The sequence below is a fragment of the Levilactobacillus yonginensis genome, assembly GCF_003946265.1.
Lineage (GTDB): Bacteria > Bacillota > Bacilli > Lactobacillales > Lactobacillaceae > Levilactobacillus > Levilactobacillus yonginensis.
In genome coordinates this window covers 78,477-92,325 of sequence record NZ_RHNO01000011.1, presented here as the reverse complement: position 1 = coordinate 92,325, position 13,849 = coordinate 78,477, and the positions used below count along the sequence as shown (strand labels likewise).

The following is a 13,849-nucleotide window of genomic DNA, read 5'->3' as shown; positions in this document are numbered from 1 at the left end:
CACGCAAGATTTTAGGCTGGAAGAGTCCATCTGAAGTTTTCTTTGGGACAAAGTTACACTTGATTTGACAATTCGTCCTACAAAAGAATAGTTGCTCTGACGAACAAAATCTGCTTGTGGTCGACGAAACTGGATGGATTTCACCAACCAAGTTAGGTCTCTAGGAACTTGAACCCATTTGCTTTCTTCGTTCTTGTAACGGTAAGGATGCTGTTTTATCTGTTTCTGCACAGTTTTGTAACGAGCTGAGACCGTCCGAAAAACAGATTGGATCATCTGACTATTGAGTGATGATTCTTGCCGAAATCGTTTGTAAAACTGGTGGTTGATTTTTAACCAACTCAGCTGGAACTCATGGTCAAAAATCCATCGACTGACAATGTTAGCTAATCGTTGATACTCTTGACTCATTGCTAGAAAAGCGGCTGCCTGATCAGTGTCCGGATAGAGTCTCAATTTGATTGTTCGCCCTAACTTAACCAATAGCTACCTCCCCCTGTAGATTGGATTAAGTATACCATGTTTAAATTCCTAGGGGAACGTATGTTTTGAAAAAGAATACTAAATTCCAGCATCCATCTCGCGATTAAGATTACAGGCTTTCTGCTTGGTTTTTAATAAAACGACCACCGCTGCTTCGTCAGCGCTAATGCTGGTGAGTCAGTCGTGGTCGGTGTCTTAATCCGCAAGCATGCGGTCAATCGTTTTTTCTAGTTGTAGGGCGCCTTGATGGTTGACGCACACCGTCAAAACGGAACTGTCATCGCCCACCGTACCAAATACAAAGTCATACCGCATCTGATCCAGCAACGAAGCAATCACGGGTCCGTTACCTGGCAAAACCTTTAAAATCGTAAATTGATCTTGCACAGCAAAGGAAATATAGGCGTTCTGCAAGGTTCGCTGCAATTTCTTTTGCGTATCGATTTTCTTTTGCACGGGTAAACTGTACCGATAGCCACCAGAATCAGCTGGTAACTTGACCAGCTGCATTTCCTTAATGTCCCGTGAGATGGTGGCCTGCGTCACGTGAATCCCGTCTTCGGCTAACAGCCGCACAAAATCCTCTTGTCGTTCAATTTCTCGGGTCGTCAGTAGCCGCTTAAGTAATTGCTGACGTTCTTGCTTCTTCATACCTAGCCCCCCTTATGTGATAAAAATGCATAATCTTATCATATACCAGACCTAAGTATTTGGAAAGCATATTCTCATAATTTTCTCATAATCTACTGATTTAGGCCTTTATAAGCATTGTCAATAGTATGTTCCACTGAGACAGAACTTGCAACAACTGCATGTTTATCAACTGACTGTAAGTGGACTAAGAACTCAATATTCCCTTCACCACCACGAATTGGTGAGAAATCGAGTCCTAAGACACTGTAACCGGTAGCCACCGCAAAATCCAAAATCCCGGTTACCACGGATTCATGGACCCGCCGTTCTCGAACGATACCATGCTGACCAACGTCTTCCCGATCCGCTTCAAATTGTGGTTTAATCAGGGCAACCACTTCCCCATTTTCAGGCAGAATGCCCTTCAACGGCGGTAAAATCAATCGTAATGAAATAAATGACACGTCAATTGAGGCAAACGTCGGTTGTCCCTGTGTGAAGTCGGCCAGCTTACTGTAACGGAAATTGGTGTGTTCCATCACAATAACGCGGGGATCCTGCCGTAGTTTCCAAACTAACTGATTACTCCCAACGTCCAGCGCATAGCTAAGTTTGGCTCCATTTTGCAGCATGACATCCGTAAAACCACCGGTTGAAGACCCAATATCCAAAACGGTGCGATCCTGAACGCTAATGTTAAAGCTTTCAAGCGCCTTAGCCAATTTAAATCCGCCCCGCGAAACGTATGGGAGCGGATGGCCCTTTAAATGGAGCTCGGTATCTGCCGGAATCATTGATCCCGGCTTATCCAGTCGCTCTTCGTTGGTTCCCAGGATTTCCCCCGCCATTACGGCGCGTTTTGCCTCATCCAATGAAGTGTAAAGACCCTGTTCAACTAAAAGGTCAGCGACGCGTTTCTTTTTCATCTATTTTCCACCCGTTTCGTGTCAAAGTAACTAAAGAATGCGGCCAATTGATTCCGGGCAGCACTAGCTGGCAACGTCTGTAAAGCCGTTTGACCGACCTGAATCGTGTCGATCAAGGCTTGGTTGGCACCTTGTAGCCCGAGCTTGCCTGGATACGTGTTCTTGGCTTCACCGGCATCCTTCTGCGTTGCCTTGCCCAACTCTTGCGGTGTACTGACCACATCCAAAATATCATCATAAATTTGAAAGGCCAGCCCAAAGGCGTCTGCGAATTGAAGGTAAGGTGCCCATTGATTTTGCGGTGTTTCACTCAGAATCAAGCCGGCTTGAACTGCGTAATGCAGCAACGCGCCAGTCTTTTCCTTGTGCAGAACTCGTAACCGTGCCAATGGCAGGTCCACGTGTTCAGATTGAACGTCCTTTGCTTGACCCGCAACCATGCCATGAGGTCCCGCCGCCTGGGCGAGCGCCTGGGTCAAAGCTGCTTGGGTCTGTGCTGGCAAATCCGTTGCCGTCAGCCACTGAAAAGCCAACGTCAGCAAGCCGTCACCAGCTAAGGTGGCCATCCCCGCACCAAATTTAACGTGATTGGTGGGTTCACCCCGACGCAAGTCATCATTATCCATGGCTGGTAAATCGTCATGGATCAGTGAATAAGTGTGCAAAAGTTCCAGGGCCATCACTGGTCGCCAGTGCCGATTGGCATCAAAAGATACGCCACGCGCCTGCATGGTCGCCACGGTCAGCAAGGGCCGAAGCCGCTTGCCGCCAGCCAGGACAGAATACTGCATGGCTTCGGCCAAACGCGCGTCCCCACTATCCGCGGCAATCGCTGCCGCTAAGGGCGCGTTCAATTGTGGGACCCAGGTCGTCTCAAATTCTTTTAACTGCGCATCAATCGGCATCACCCGTGCCCCCTTGTGGCGCCTCAAAGGCCACCTCTTGGTCTGAATCATTCATCATAGTCGTCAATGTCTTCTCGGCATCCTGCAGTGTCGCCTGCAAGTTTTTGCTGAGCGCAACGCCCTTTTGAAATTGATCCAAAGCTTGTTCCAAAGGAATATCGCCTTGTTCAAGTTGTGAAACAATGGTTTCTAGGGTCGTTAAATTTTCTTCAAAGGTTGGTTTCTTATCTTCACTCATGTGTATCCTCCGATGCTGGTTTAATTGCCGTAATGTTGGCTTCAGCCGTCCCATCACTCAGGTGGATGGTTGCCTTAGCCGGTTTCAAGTCACTGACCTGACGCACAACGTGATCGTCCTGCGTCACGTAACTATAGCCACGTCCCATAATTTTTAAGGGACTCAGGTAGTCTAGCCCATTAATTAACTGCGCGACGTGTTCTTGTTTCGTCGTCAAATACCGTTTGGCTTCCGTATTTAACCGCGCACTAATCTGGCTCACCGTCAATTGATCACGGTGCACTCGTTCCAGTGGGGACTGGCTGACCAGTCCCTGCTTAGCCAACTGAAAGCGCTGGTTCCGTTGGCGCAATGTCGTTTGCAGGTTACGGGTCAATCCCTGCTGGGCCCGATCAAGCCGTTGTAAATAGGTCTCATACAGCCGCTGTGGTTGCCGAAAAACGTAGGCGGTCATGAGTTTCTTAAGCCGCTCACGTTGAAAATTAAGACGGTTACTCATCGCGTTATAGAGCCGCGTACGCTCTTGCTGCAGCTTAAGCAGCTCGTCGTTCAAAACTGGAACCGCTAACTCCGCCGCAGCCGTTGGGGTGGCCGCCCGTACATCGGCCACCAGGTCAGCAATCGTCGTATCGGTCTCATGACCAACGGACGAGATCACCGGTAGCTCACTGGCAGCAATTGCGCGGGCCACACTCTCTTCGTTAAATGGCCAGAGGTCTTCGATTGAGCCACCACCCCGGCCAATAATCAGCGTGTCAAAGTTTCCCGCCGCGTTAGCGCGTTGAATCTGGCGAACAATGTCGGGCGCCGCAGCGTCACCTTGAACTACCGCCGGATACAGCACAATTTGGGCAATCGGATAGCGGCGCCGCGCAGTCGTAATAATATCACGAATAACGGCACCACTGGGACTCGTTACCACGGCGATTCGTTTCGGGAAACGCGGTAATAGCCGCTTAGGTGCATCGAACAAGCCTTCAGCAGCCAGTTTTTTCTTCAACTGTTCGTACGCCTGATAGAGCTGACCAATACCATCCGGCTCCATGCGTTCCACGTAGATTTGATAACTCCCACTGGGTTCATACAGGGAAATGCGCCCGGTCACGAGGACCTTCATCCCGACTTCGGGCGTAAATTTTAATTTTTCAAAGGCTGATTTAAACATGATGGCACTGATTTTAGCGTGGTCATCCTTGAGACTAAAATATTGATGCGCATGTGGTCGCAGACGAAAGTTAGAAATCTCCCCCGTCAGATAGACCTTGCCCAAGTATGGATCCACGTCAAACTTACGCTTTAGATACTGCGTCAGCGCCGTGACCGTCAGATAATCATTTGTCGCCAAGTTATTCACTCCACTCACATAAATCAACAGTTTGTTCCATCAAGGTGGCAATCGTCATTGGCCCAACACCACCAGGTACCGGCGTAATGGCTGCTGTTTTCTCCGCAACACCATCAAAGTCGACATCTCCGGTCAGTTTGCCATTTTCATCACGGTCCATTCCCACGTCAATGACGATGGCGCCAGGCTTCACGTCGGTTTCCTTGATCAAATGGGCCACACCGGTCGCCACGACTAAAACGTCGGCAGTCCGGGTCAATTCGCTTAAATTCTTCGTATAAATGTGGGCCACACTAACCGTCATGTCGGCATTCAACAGCATTGCTGCCATTGGCCGACCAACGATCATACTCCGGCCAACCACCACCGCATGCTTGCCCCGCAAATGAACAGGTAAGGAATGCAGCATCGTCATGATGCCCCGCGGAGTGCAGGAAACTGGATGATTCCCTGGCAAATTAGCAAACAGCCGCCCAACGTTCAAGGGGTGGAACCCATCGACATCCTTAGCAGGATCGATGGCCGCTACAATGGCCTGTTCATCCAAGCCCACTGGTAACGGAGATTGTACCAGAATCCCGTGAACGCTCGGATCCACATTGTAGGTTTCAACGATGGCCAGCAGTTCTTCCTGGCTAACCGTTGCGGGGAGCTCCCGCACAATGGAATTGATGCCCAATTGTGTGGCCTTACGGTGCTTGTTACGCACATAAATGGCACTGGCTGGATCATCCCCCACGATGATCACCACGAGCCCAGGAACGAGGCCACGCTCTTTCAGTGCGGATACCCGTTCCTTAGTCTTTGCGTTAACTTCCTTAGCAAGTTGCTTGCCATCGATGATGGTCGTCATGAAGCTCGTCCTCCCCAAAATTTAAAGTTACCTATTATTTTAGCATATTCGTCAGCAAAACGGGACCGAACACCTCAGTTCAGGTCGCACTTTTAGTTTAACCAATCGGATGTTTTCCAACCGGTCAAATAAGTTGCCTACTCATTTCCATTCAGAATTGTCACCTTGGTTTTGACCGGTCCAATGAGTCTGTTTTCCAGCCTTGACCTAATTAGTCGCACTCAGGGGGACAGAGATGTCGCCTGCTGAGGGGATGCTTCGGCCAAAGAGCGGGCTTCTCGCTGGATTTGAAGCCACGAAAACCACGTGTCTTCAAATTCGCCCGTGCTGTAAGCTGGAAAATCACCAGCAAACACCACAATCACGGCTGGATACATCTCCGGCCTCCCCTGGCTCTGATTATGGTATAACATTTTTCTCGCTAACAGGATTTAGTAGAACCGCTCATGACAATCTAGCCGATAGCAAACAGCTGAGCTGATAACTGATAGCAAAATCCGGTGTAAGCCGAGAGGTCGCCGGATATGGGCTCAGGCGCATCGTTCTGCTTTGTCAGTAGGTGCTTTTCCTACTGGCTTAGCAGAAGACCAAGCTTGGAGACTCGGGTCTTTCGAGGCTTCAAGTTGCGTCTGCACCGTTCCAGCCCATATCTGGCGGCCGGTAAGGCGGAAGTTCACACCGGATTGCCCAGCTTTCGGCCTTCGGACTTCAGACGGGAATAAAAAACGAGGACCCACCGGCTAATTGCCAGCGAGTCCTCGTTTATTTAAATGACTAGGATTCTGTGTTCGCGTCGTCGCCATCTAACGTATGTGCTAACACACCGTTGATGAATCGACGGGAGCGGTCGTCACTAAACTTCTTGGCTAATTCCAAGGCTTCGTTAACGGCTACTCGGTTAGGAACCTCTTCCACGTCATCGATTTCGTAAAATGCCAACCGCAAGATCACCAAATCAGTCTTGGCGATCCGCTTTAATTGCCACCCAGTACTCAGGTATTGGTCGATTTGCGCATCCAAATCACTTTGGCTTGCTAAAACGCCGTCTACCAGAGTCTGTAAGTAATCTGGCACTGGAACGAGTTGGTTCGGGTCATCCGTCAAAACACGTTGGAACAACGCATCATGATCGGCATCGGGATTGGCGTTCAAGGCAAAAAGCATTTGAAACGCGCGTTCCCGAATTTGATGTCGTGTAAGTGTCACTATTGGTCACTGTCTCCTTCATCGGTCTGGTTGAACAGGTTATCTGGATCGACCTGTTGCGCCGTCTTTTCGGGAATGACGCCTTCCACGTGAACGTTAACTTCACGTAAATCGAGGTCCGTCATGAACAACAATTGTTGCTTCACGCTATCTTGAATGGCCAAGGCAACCTTGGGAACCGCTACCCCGTAATTCAAGTAAACGTAGACATCGACCGCTAATTCGTCGCCGTCAAAGACTAACTTAACGCCCTTGCCGTGTTGCTCCTTGCGACCAAATAATTCGGTGACGCTGTTTGCCAGAGAACCCCGCATCCGAGCGACCCCTTCAGTTTGGCTAGCCGCGATGCCGACGATGATTTCGAGGACTTGCGGTGCCACTTCGATCTTGCCCAAAGCAGGTTCCTTGGATTCTAAAATAATATTAGTATCTTCTGCCATTCGTTGACCCTCCCTTACTGATTAAACGTGTGGTAAACCTAGGCGCGAGAAATGTACGTGCCGTCGGTGGTGTTGATGGAGAGCTTGTCGCCTTCGTTAACGAAGAATGGCACTTGTACGACTAAGCCAGTGTTCATGGTAGCAGGCTTGGAACCACCAGAAGCGGTGTTCCCCTTGATACCAGGTTCAGTAGCCGTAACTTCCAAGACAACGGTGTTCGGTACTTCGATTCCTAAGACTTCGGAATTGAATTGAACCAAGTCAACGTTCATGTTTTCTTGTAAGTATGGCAGTTGATCCTTGATCTGGTCATCTGGCACTTCGATTTGTTCGAAGTTGTCAGTGTCCATGAAGACCCGGTTGTCAGCGTCTTCGTACAGGTATTGCATAGAACGCGTTTGGATGTCAGCACGTTCCATCTTTGCACCGGCACGGAAAGTCTTTTCTTGAACGGCACCCGTCCGTAAGTTCTTAAGCTTTGAACGAACGAAAGCGCCACCCTTACCAGGCTTAACGTGTTGGAATTCAATGATCCGCCAGATTGCGTGATCGACTTCAATAGTTAAACCGTTTTTAAAATCAGCAGTAGAAATTGCCATAATGTGTTCAGCCTCCTAAAATATGTCCTCTTTATAATATCAATTCTTACCCATAAAAAGCAAGATACGTGGGCCACTTACAGAATAATTAAATTCCGGGGTACCGTCGTCAGGACTTCGTGACCGGTTGGCGTCACCAATAAGTCGTCCTCAATTCTGATACCACCCTTGCCGGCAAAGTAAACACCGGGTTCTACCGTAACGACCTCGTTAGCAGTCATTACGTCTGGCCAACCATGCCCAATGTTCGGGCCTTCGTGAATGTCCAGGCCAATTCCATGGCCGGTTCCGTGAATGAACGCCTCGCCAAATCCGCGTTCGGTCAAGAAATTTCGACCGATTGCGTCCAGTTCGCCGCCAGTCACACCGGGTTTAACCGCTGCCATGATTTTTTCTTGGGCACTTTGAACGGCCTGATAAGCCGTCTTCAACATTTCACCAGGGTCGCCCAAAGCTACCGTCCGGGTCACATCAGAGGTGTAACCATCCACGTAAAAGCCACAATCGACTGTTACGAGTTCGCCGTGAGCTAACACTTTGTCGCTCGCTTGTCCGTGTGGCCAGGCGGAACGCTCCCCACTAGCTACGATGGTCCCAAAGCTAGGACCCGTTGCACCGTGATCTTGCATCCAGCGTTCGAGCCACTGGGCAGCCTGCCGCTCAGTCATCCCGGGTTTGAGTACATCAAAGAGGGCTAATAGCCCTTCACTCGTCAGGGTCGTGGCGTGCCGAATAGCGGCTACCTCGGTCGGTTCCTTGATTTGACGGAGCCCATCGACCACACCAGCCATTGGCACGATGTCAGTCATCAGGTGCTCGTCTAACCAATCAAATTCGGCCAAGGTCAAACTATCCTCGATACCCAATACAGTCGCGTGAGCAGCCTCTAAGGCGTCGTCAACGGCCTGCAAATAGTTACGGGTGATTGTTTGTGGCATGTTCGGCATGGTTGCCGCTAATTCACTCTGATAGCGGGCATCGGTCACAAAGACTGCCGAATTGGCCGTCACTAATAAATATCCGTCACCAGGTTCGACACTCGCACCAGCTAGATATAACTGGTTGCTGGGTGATGAAACCAAAAAGCTATCGATACTCAGGTCAGCAAACTTGGCCTGCAACTGTTCAATCCGAGTCATCATGACCGCCTCCTTGAAATTGTTCCCTTAAACATGGGAATTCGCCTTACCGGTCGGCCCTCCTGGGCTGGAACGGTGCCGACACAACTTTAAGCCTTGAAACCCACAAGTCTTAAAGCTTGGTCTTGTTCTAAGCCGTAAACGGCTAAGAACAACGAGGCGCCTGAGCCCAGGAAGGCCGACCTCTCGGCTTACACAGCTTTTAACCACAATTAACCGGCATAATTATTCTTCATCAGTCAACAATGCTCGACGTTTTTAGCCGTTCAAGTTCCTGGTAAATTCACAATGACACTTAATCATGTTTTTCCAACTGGCACCCCATTTTAAGGCGAAAAAAGAAGAACTCAAAGCGAATTGGTCTCGCCTCAAGCTCTTCAGTCGTTACGAGGAAAACCTCGTGTTATTTAGCTGCTTCTTCTGCAACTGGGTATACGGATACTTGACGCTTGTCACGGCCAAGACGTTCGAATTTAACGACGCCAGCAACCTTAGCAAACAGAGTATCGTCACCACCGCGGCCTACGTTCAAGCCAGGGTAGATGTGCGTCCCACGTTGACGGTAAAGGATAGAACCACCGGTAACAGTAGAACCGTCAGCAGCCTTCGTCCCAAGACGACGACCAGCAGAGTCACGACCGTTAGCAGTAGACCCACCACCTTTATGGTGAGAGAAGAATTGTAAGTTCATGTTCATCAGCATAAGTTTCACCTCCGCGTTTCAATCTTTGGTTTCAGCGAATTGAATGTAATCCGCGTAATTTGTGGCGACATCTCTTAACCCATCCGCAAAACTCTGGAGGAGTGTTTGTCCCTTTAATTCGGTCGTTGCTTCCAGCTTTGGTGGAAGGTGGACTTCCAGATAACCACCTTCCTGATTACGATTCTCAACCTCTATTGGAATCTCAGCGATTCGTTGTAGAGCATTGACCGTCGTAATCGCAAGCACCGAAACCGCAGCACAAACAATATCTTGACCATACTCACCTGAGTCAGCGTGGCCAGTGATTTGGAATGAATCGATTCGGTTAGTTCCATGATGGAACGTCGCGTGAATCATCGAGATCGCCTCTCTTAATCTTTAGGCTTAAGCGTTGATAGCATCAACGACAACCTTAGTGTATGGTTGACGGTGACCCTTCTTCGTATGTTGGCCCTTCTTGGCCTTGTACTTGAAAGTAACAACCTTCTTTTCCAGACCCTGCTTTTCAACAGTCCCAGTAACAGTTGCACCTGCAACAGTTGGTGTCCCAATCTTAGGCGTGTCGCCACCGACAAAGACAACTTGGTCAAAAGTAACCTTTTCACCAGCTTCAACGTTCAACTTTTCGACATAAACAGCTTGGCCTGCTTCGACCTTGTACTGCTTGCCACCAGTTACGATAATTGCGTACATGTATGTGCACCTCCTTATATATTTAGACTTAGACTCGCCGAAAACAAGTGCTCCGCAAGCGAAAATCTTAACTAACTTGTCCCGAGCGGTTGCAGCTGTGGAAGTCCACAAATACAACATGAAAATTATACTTGATGGGGTCAGCCACGTCAAGCTTTTTCTACACCAGCTGTTAGATCTAACCCCACCGGAGCGAACCAGGCCGCCACTGGCATGGTTTCCGGCGTTATCATCTGGTAAAAAGAATTTGCCAAATAGTCCGGCCGGTACCGTCGATCATCGCGCAACCAATGTTGTACTAAGCCGATAAACGCCGCAGCTAAGAAGGCCACTTGCACGTCCAGTGGTGGCTCATCATTCAGCCGGTCGACCTGCTCGCCAAAGTGTGACAATTCCCGTTCGAACCGTTGAATCAACCGTGGGCGAAATTGGGTAAATTGCGGGTGTAGCAGAACGGCTAAAATCTGATGGTGGTCGTCCGCAAACCGCAGCGCTGGGCCCAACGCAAATCCGCTCACTGGTTCCCCATTGGGGGCTAACGTGGTCTTAGCAGCTGCCAGCCACTCATCAATTACCTGCTGTTCGGTCTGTTCAAAAAAATCAACCTTATCTTGATAATGTAGATAGAACGTTCCCCGCGTAATTTCCGCCGTTTGGGTTAACTTTTGAACAGAAATTTGTTTCAAGGAATTTTGTTGTAATAGGTGGCTCAACGCGGTTCTCAGACGTTCATTCGTCCGCACCACCCGTGGATCCGTCTGACTGATGATGGTCACTCCCTTCTCGTGCACAAAAAGCTAGCCCTTATGATAGCGGACTAGCTTCCGAATTAATAGTTATGTGCTTGCCGGTCTAAATTGACTTGGCGTTTGGCTTCATAAGCCGCTTGAATCTGGTCCTGTTTAAAACCAAAGTCAACGAATCCCCACTTCAAGAAGAACCGCCATGCGTGGCGAAAATCTTCCTGTCGGTGAGCAAAATGACTGTTGAACAGCATCCGTTTCAAAATCAAATACTGTTGGTCGAGATCTTTAGCGGGTCGACTATTTTCCAGCGTCGTTAGGTCCTCTTCTGTCAACATGATCAAATGGGTCCAGGTCTTTTTGGCCGCTACCAGGAAGAAGAAGTCCATGGCATCCGTGTACTCCGTCAATAACGTTTCTGCGGGTGTCTGGCCTTCATCAGCTTTCCCCCGGTGCGTCTTCCAAACCTTAAACCATTCTGATGTATTGGCAACCTCCGCCAATTCCACATCTAGGGCCACGTAGGCATTTTCAATCTGACTCTTGCGCGTCATTTCAATATCACGATCAGCGGTAATCTGTTCGTCCAAAGCAATCGATTGTTGCACTAATTTGGCTAATTCTAACACGCTGTGGGTCCTCCTATGCAAAAATCAAGGGATCTGAGGCAATCTCTAAGTCCGTGAGGTCTTCTAAGTACCAGTCGCGCATGAATGGGTATTTCAGGAGCACATCAAACCAAGAAACCTTTTGGTCATCATCGTGGACCGTCATAACCCATTCTGGTTGTCCTTCAAGTTGGTTGTTGAAGATATCTAAAACCACACCCTTATCGAGTTGAATTTCAGCACCGTTGCCGTTGACTCCGTTGGTCAGCATGTAGTCGTTCTTGGCAGCGGTCACAAACAACCGATCAACCACGCCAGCCGGCAAATCAGCTGACCGTACGGCATAGTTTTGCCGATTGGCAGCATCCAGGATGTTAAAGTCCACGGAATAGCCATAGTCTTCTTTTAAGTAACGAGCAAAGTCTAGGAGAATTTTAACGGACGTCTTGACCGTTTCAGCTGGCACCGTATCGTGTAGATCGATGATGAACAACTGAGTCAAGGCGTGGCTGTTAAAGCGGAACATCTTCCGTTCCAAGTTCAGGTAGAACAAGGATTGACCCGTTGCGCGTTCCCGGTAGAAGACGCCACCATTTTCGGAAGATTCAACCCGGAAGTTGAACGTTCCCCGGTCACCAAGTGGCGTCAATTGTTGGGTCAATTCTTCTCTGTGATCACGAGACTGTAAAATAACGTTCTTCCCCTGATCATGGAGTTCTAGCATCCGCGACATGAACAGCAGGTAGTAGTCTGCGTTGCTGTATTGGTGGGGAAACGTCACGAAGTCAGAGTCCAACGTAAAGTTAGCCAACTCGGTTGCGGCTGCCACCAATTTGTCAGCATCGTTCGTTTTGATCAGTTGGTCCATTAACTGGGTAAACTTCAAGCCAGTTTCTAGCCCGGACTTAATCGCGTCGTTATAGTTGACCAGTCGACCACTCGTCGTCAACGTTGATGGATCATTTTCGTTAATCATCGACAGTCACCTCACCCTCGCTCTTGCCTAATAAGCTATTTAGGTAATCGGCGTACAGACTGGCGTTGTGAGCCTCAAAGTGTTCGAAATCATCAAAGGAATCCCGAATACTCTGCTTTTCGTAGTTCAAGATGGTATCTTCTTTTGACAGCACCAAAATCTTATCGTCATTGGCTTTGATTAACTTGTGAGCGTTCAAAGCCTTTTCGTCCTCGTCAGCGAGCTTAGTCAATTGATCAATGATCCGTTGACGTTCGTCCTTCAGCTTGCCAGAGTCCCAAGGAAGGCTGCTCTTGCCACTATTTTCCTTTAATTGGTCTCGTAATTCAGACTTTTGGTTGTCCCGCGTTGCTTGGGCATCAACTAAGCTTTGTAGTTGTTCGCTTTCAGCGGAGATGGATTCAATTTTCGCCGTGTTGAGCCGTTGATTCTGACTTTCCAGGGCAAATGAATCTCGTAGTTTTTGATATTCAGTCTTGTCAAAATCGAACCGAACATTGATGACATCCAGGTCACCAAATAGACGCCGGTCCCACCAGTTCCCAAAGTAGATATGGAACAGGCCCGTCGTGTATTCTTCGTAGTAGAAGAATGGGTAAATGTGCCCCAAGTAATCAATCAACTTATCACTCAAATAGTGCGCGATTTGGGGGTGAATATTATCGACTAATTCAGCTAAATGGTTCACTGACCGCGTCGAACGGGTCTTCTTAACTTCTTCATAATAACGAACTTGGTCAAGCAGTTCGTAAACTTGTCGGTCATCGCTGTGCTGAACCGCAGCCTGCAACGTACTTAAGTAATCGAGTTTACTTGCGATTGCCTGCGTTAAGACATCGGCCGCACTAGCTTGTTGTTCTTGATTATCCATGAATTATCCCTCATTCTGATGTTCTCTAGCGCTTGCCGCGAACATTTGGTTATAGCTTCATGTTACCAAAAATCCGCACAGAATAAAGCAGTTTGCAGGAATTTCGCGTGAAAACCACGAAATTTTTAGCCCAAACCCCGAACTGTTAAAAAATTACGGTCATTCTGAAGACAAACATCCCCCATTTTATGGTAATAATCCATGAGCTGCTAAATATTTTCGACCACTAACTAAGCGCTCTTGAGGCTAGGGATTTCGGCTCTGATAGTGGTCTAACATGAATACCGCTGACAGAGATTTAGTTGAGCCACTCCTAACAGCCTCGTTGATAGACAATAGAACACTGTGTAAGCCGAGAGGTAGCCAGATATGGGCTCAGGCGCGTCGTTCTGCTTAGTTAGTAGGCGTCTTTTCCTACTGACTTAGCAGAACGACCAGCCTTGTAGACTCGGGGCTTTCGAGGCTTCAAGTTGTGTCCGCACCGTTCC

At 48.7% G+C, this 13,849-nt stretch carries 17 protein-coding genes, 1 pseudogene and 1 other annotated feature; all 18 genes and pseudogenes read right to left on the bottom strand.

Going from position 1 to position 13,849, the window contains the following annotated elements; all coding sequences use genetic code 11:
• A pseudogene (locus EKM87_RS12525) lies at positions 1–483 on the bottom strand (RNA-guided endonuclease TnpB family protein); the annotation flags it as partial.
• 195 nt (positions 484–678) lie between these two features.
• Positions 679–1,134, bottom strand: coding sequence for an arginine repressor (locus EKM87_RS07445; RefSeq protein WP_125683387.1), 456 nt, complete (start codon positions 1,132–1,134; stop codon positions 679–681).
• Positions 1,135–1,226: 92 nt separating this feature from the next.
• Positions 1,227–2,042, bottom strand: coding sequence for a TlyA family RNA methyltransferase (locus EKM87_RS07440; protein ID WP_125683385.1), 816 nt, complete (start codon positions 2,040–2,042; stop codon positions 1,227–1,229).
• Positions 2,039–2,947, bottom strand: a complete 909-nt coding sequence (locus EKM87_RS07435; RefSeq protein ID WP_125683383.1) for a polyprenyl synthetase family protein — start codon at positions 2,945–2,947, stop codon at positions 2,039–2,041. Before EKM87_RS07435 ends, EKM87_RS07440 begins: the two co-directional genes overlap by 4 nt.
• The gene (locus tag EKM87_RS07430) at positions 2,937–3,185 is read right to left on the bottom strand and encodes an exodeoxyribonuclease VII small subunit (protein ID WP_125683381.1); all 249 of its coding nucleotides are present in this window, start codon (positions 3,183–3,185) and stop codon (positions 2,937–2,939) included. The genes EKM87_RS07435 and EKM87_RS07430 overlap by 11 nt, the downstream gene beginning before the upstream one ends.
• Complete coding sequence (xseA, locus tag EKM87_RS07425) at positions 3,178–4,530, bottom strand: exodeoxyribonuclease VII large subunit (protein ID WP_125683379.1); 1,353 nt, start codon at positions 4,528–4,530, stop codon at positions 3,178–3,180. The genes EKM87_RS07430 and xseA overlap by 8 nt, the downstream gene beginning before the upstream one ends.
• Position 4,531: 1 nt before the next feature.
• The gene (locus tag EKM87_RS07420) at positions 4,532–5,383 is read right to left on the bottom strand and encodes a bifunctional 5,10-methylenetetrahydrofolate dehydrogenase/5,10-methenyltetrahydrofolate cyclohydrolase (RefSeq protein WP_125683377.1); all 852 of its coding nucleotides are present in this window, start codon (positions 5,381–5,383) and stop codon (positions 4,532–4,534) included.
• A 774-nt stretch (positions 5,384–6,157) separates the two neighbouring features.
• A complete protein-coding gene (gene nusB / locus EKM87_RS07415; protein WP_125683375.1) occupies positions 6,158–6,589 on the bottom strand; it encodes a transcription antitermination factor NusB in 432 nt (143 codons plus the stop codon).
• On the bottom strand, positions 6,589–7,029 hold the full coding sequence (locus EKM87_RS07410; protein ID WP_125683373.1) for an Asp23/Gls24 family envelope stress response protein: 441 nt from the start codon (positions 7,027–7,029) through the stop codon (positions 6,589–6,591). Before EKM87_RS07410 ends, nusB begins: the two co-directional genes overlap by 1 nt.
• A 38-nt stretch (positions 7,030–7,067) precedes the next feature.
• Positions 7,068–7,628: an elongation factor P gene (gene efp, locus EKM87_RS07405; RefSeq protein WP_125683371.1), complete on the bottom strand. Its 561-nt coding sequence runs from the start codon at positions 7,626–7,628 to the stop codon at positions 7,068–7,070.
• A 77-nt stretch (positions 7,629–7,705) separates the two neighbouring features.
• A complete protein-coding gene (locus EKM87_RS07400; RefSeq protein WP_225428412.1) occupies positions 7,706–8,767 on the bottom strand; it encodes a M24 family metallopeptidase in 1,062 nt (353 codons plus the stop codon).
• Between the two features lie 403 nt (positions 8,768–9,170).
• Positions 9,171–9,464 carry a 50S ribosomal protein L27 gene (gene rpmA / locus EKM87_RS07395; protein ID WP_269801535.1) on the bottom strand — a complete coding sequence of 98 codons (294 nt, stop codon included), beginning with the start codon at positions 9,462–9,464 and terminating at the stop codon, positions 9,171–9,173.
• Positions 9,465–9,488: 24 nt separating this feature from the next.
• Entirely contained in the window at positions 9,489–9,827 is a 339-nt protein-coding gene (locus tag EKM87_RS07390) for a ribosomal-processing cysteine protease Prp (protein ID WP_125683367.1), read from the bottom strand.
• 27 nt (positions 9,828–9,854) lie between these two features.
• The gene (gene rplU / locus EKM87_RS07385) at positions 9,855–10,163 is read right to left on the bottom strand and encodes a 50S ribosomal protein L21 (protein ID WP_011667708.1); all 309 of its coding nucleotides are present in this window, start codon (positions 10,161–10,163) and stop codon (positions 9,855–9,857) included.
• A 20-nt stretch (positions 10,164–10,183) separates the two neighbouring features.
• Positions 10,184–10,264: a sequence feature (ribosomal protein L21 leader region), on the bottom strand.
• 48 nt (positions 10,265–10,312) lie between these two features.
• Positions 10,313–10,954, bottom strand: coding sequence for a TetR/AcrR family transcriptional regulator (locus tag EKM87_RS07380; RefSeq protein ID WP_225428411.1), 642 nt, complete (start codon positions 10,952–10,954; stop codon positions 10,313–10,315).
• A 38-nt stretch (positions 10,955–10,992) separates the two neighbouring features.
• The gene (locus tag EKM87_RS07375) at positions 10,993–11,535 is read right to left on the bottom strand and encodes a dUTPase (RefSeq protein ID WP_125683365.1); all 543 of its coding nucleotides are present in this window, start codon (positions 11,533–11,535) and stop codon (positions 10,993–10,995) included.
• Between the two features lie 13 nt (positions 11,536–11,548).
• Positions 11,549–12,490 carry a hypothetical protein gene (locus tag EKM87_RS07370; RefSeq protein ID WP_125683363.1) on the bottom strand — a complete coding sequence of 314 codons (942 nt, stop codon included), beginning with the start codon at positions 12,488–12,490 and terminating at the stop codon, positions 11,549–11,551.
• A complete protein-coding gene (locus tag EKM87_RS07365; RefSeq protein WP_125683361.1) occupies positions 12,483–13,361 on the bottom strand; it encodes an exonuclease SbcC in 879 nt (292 codons plus the stop codon). Before EKM87_RS07365 ends, EKM87_RS07370 begins: the two co-directional genes overlap by 8 nt.
• Between the last annotated feature and the right edge of the window lie 488 nt (positions 13,362–13,849).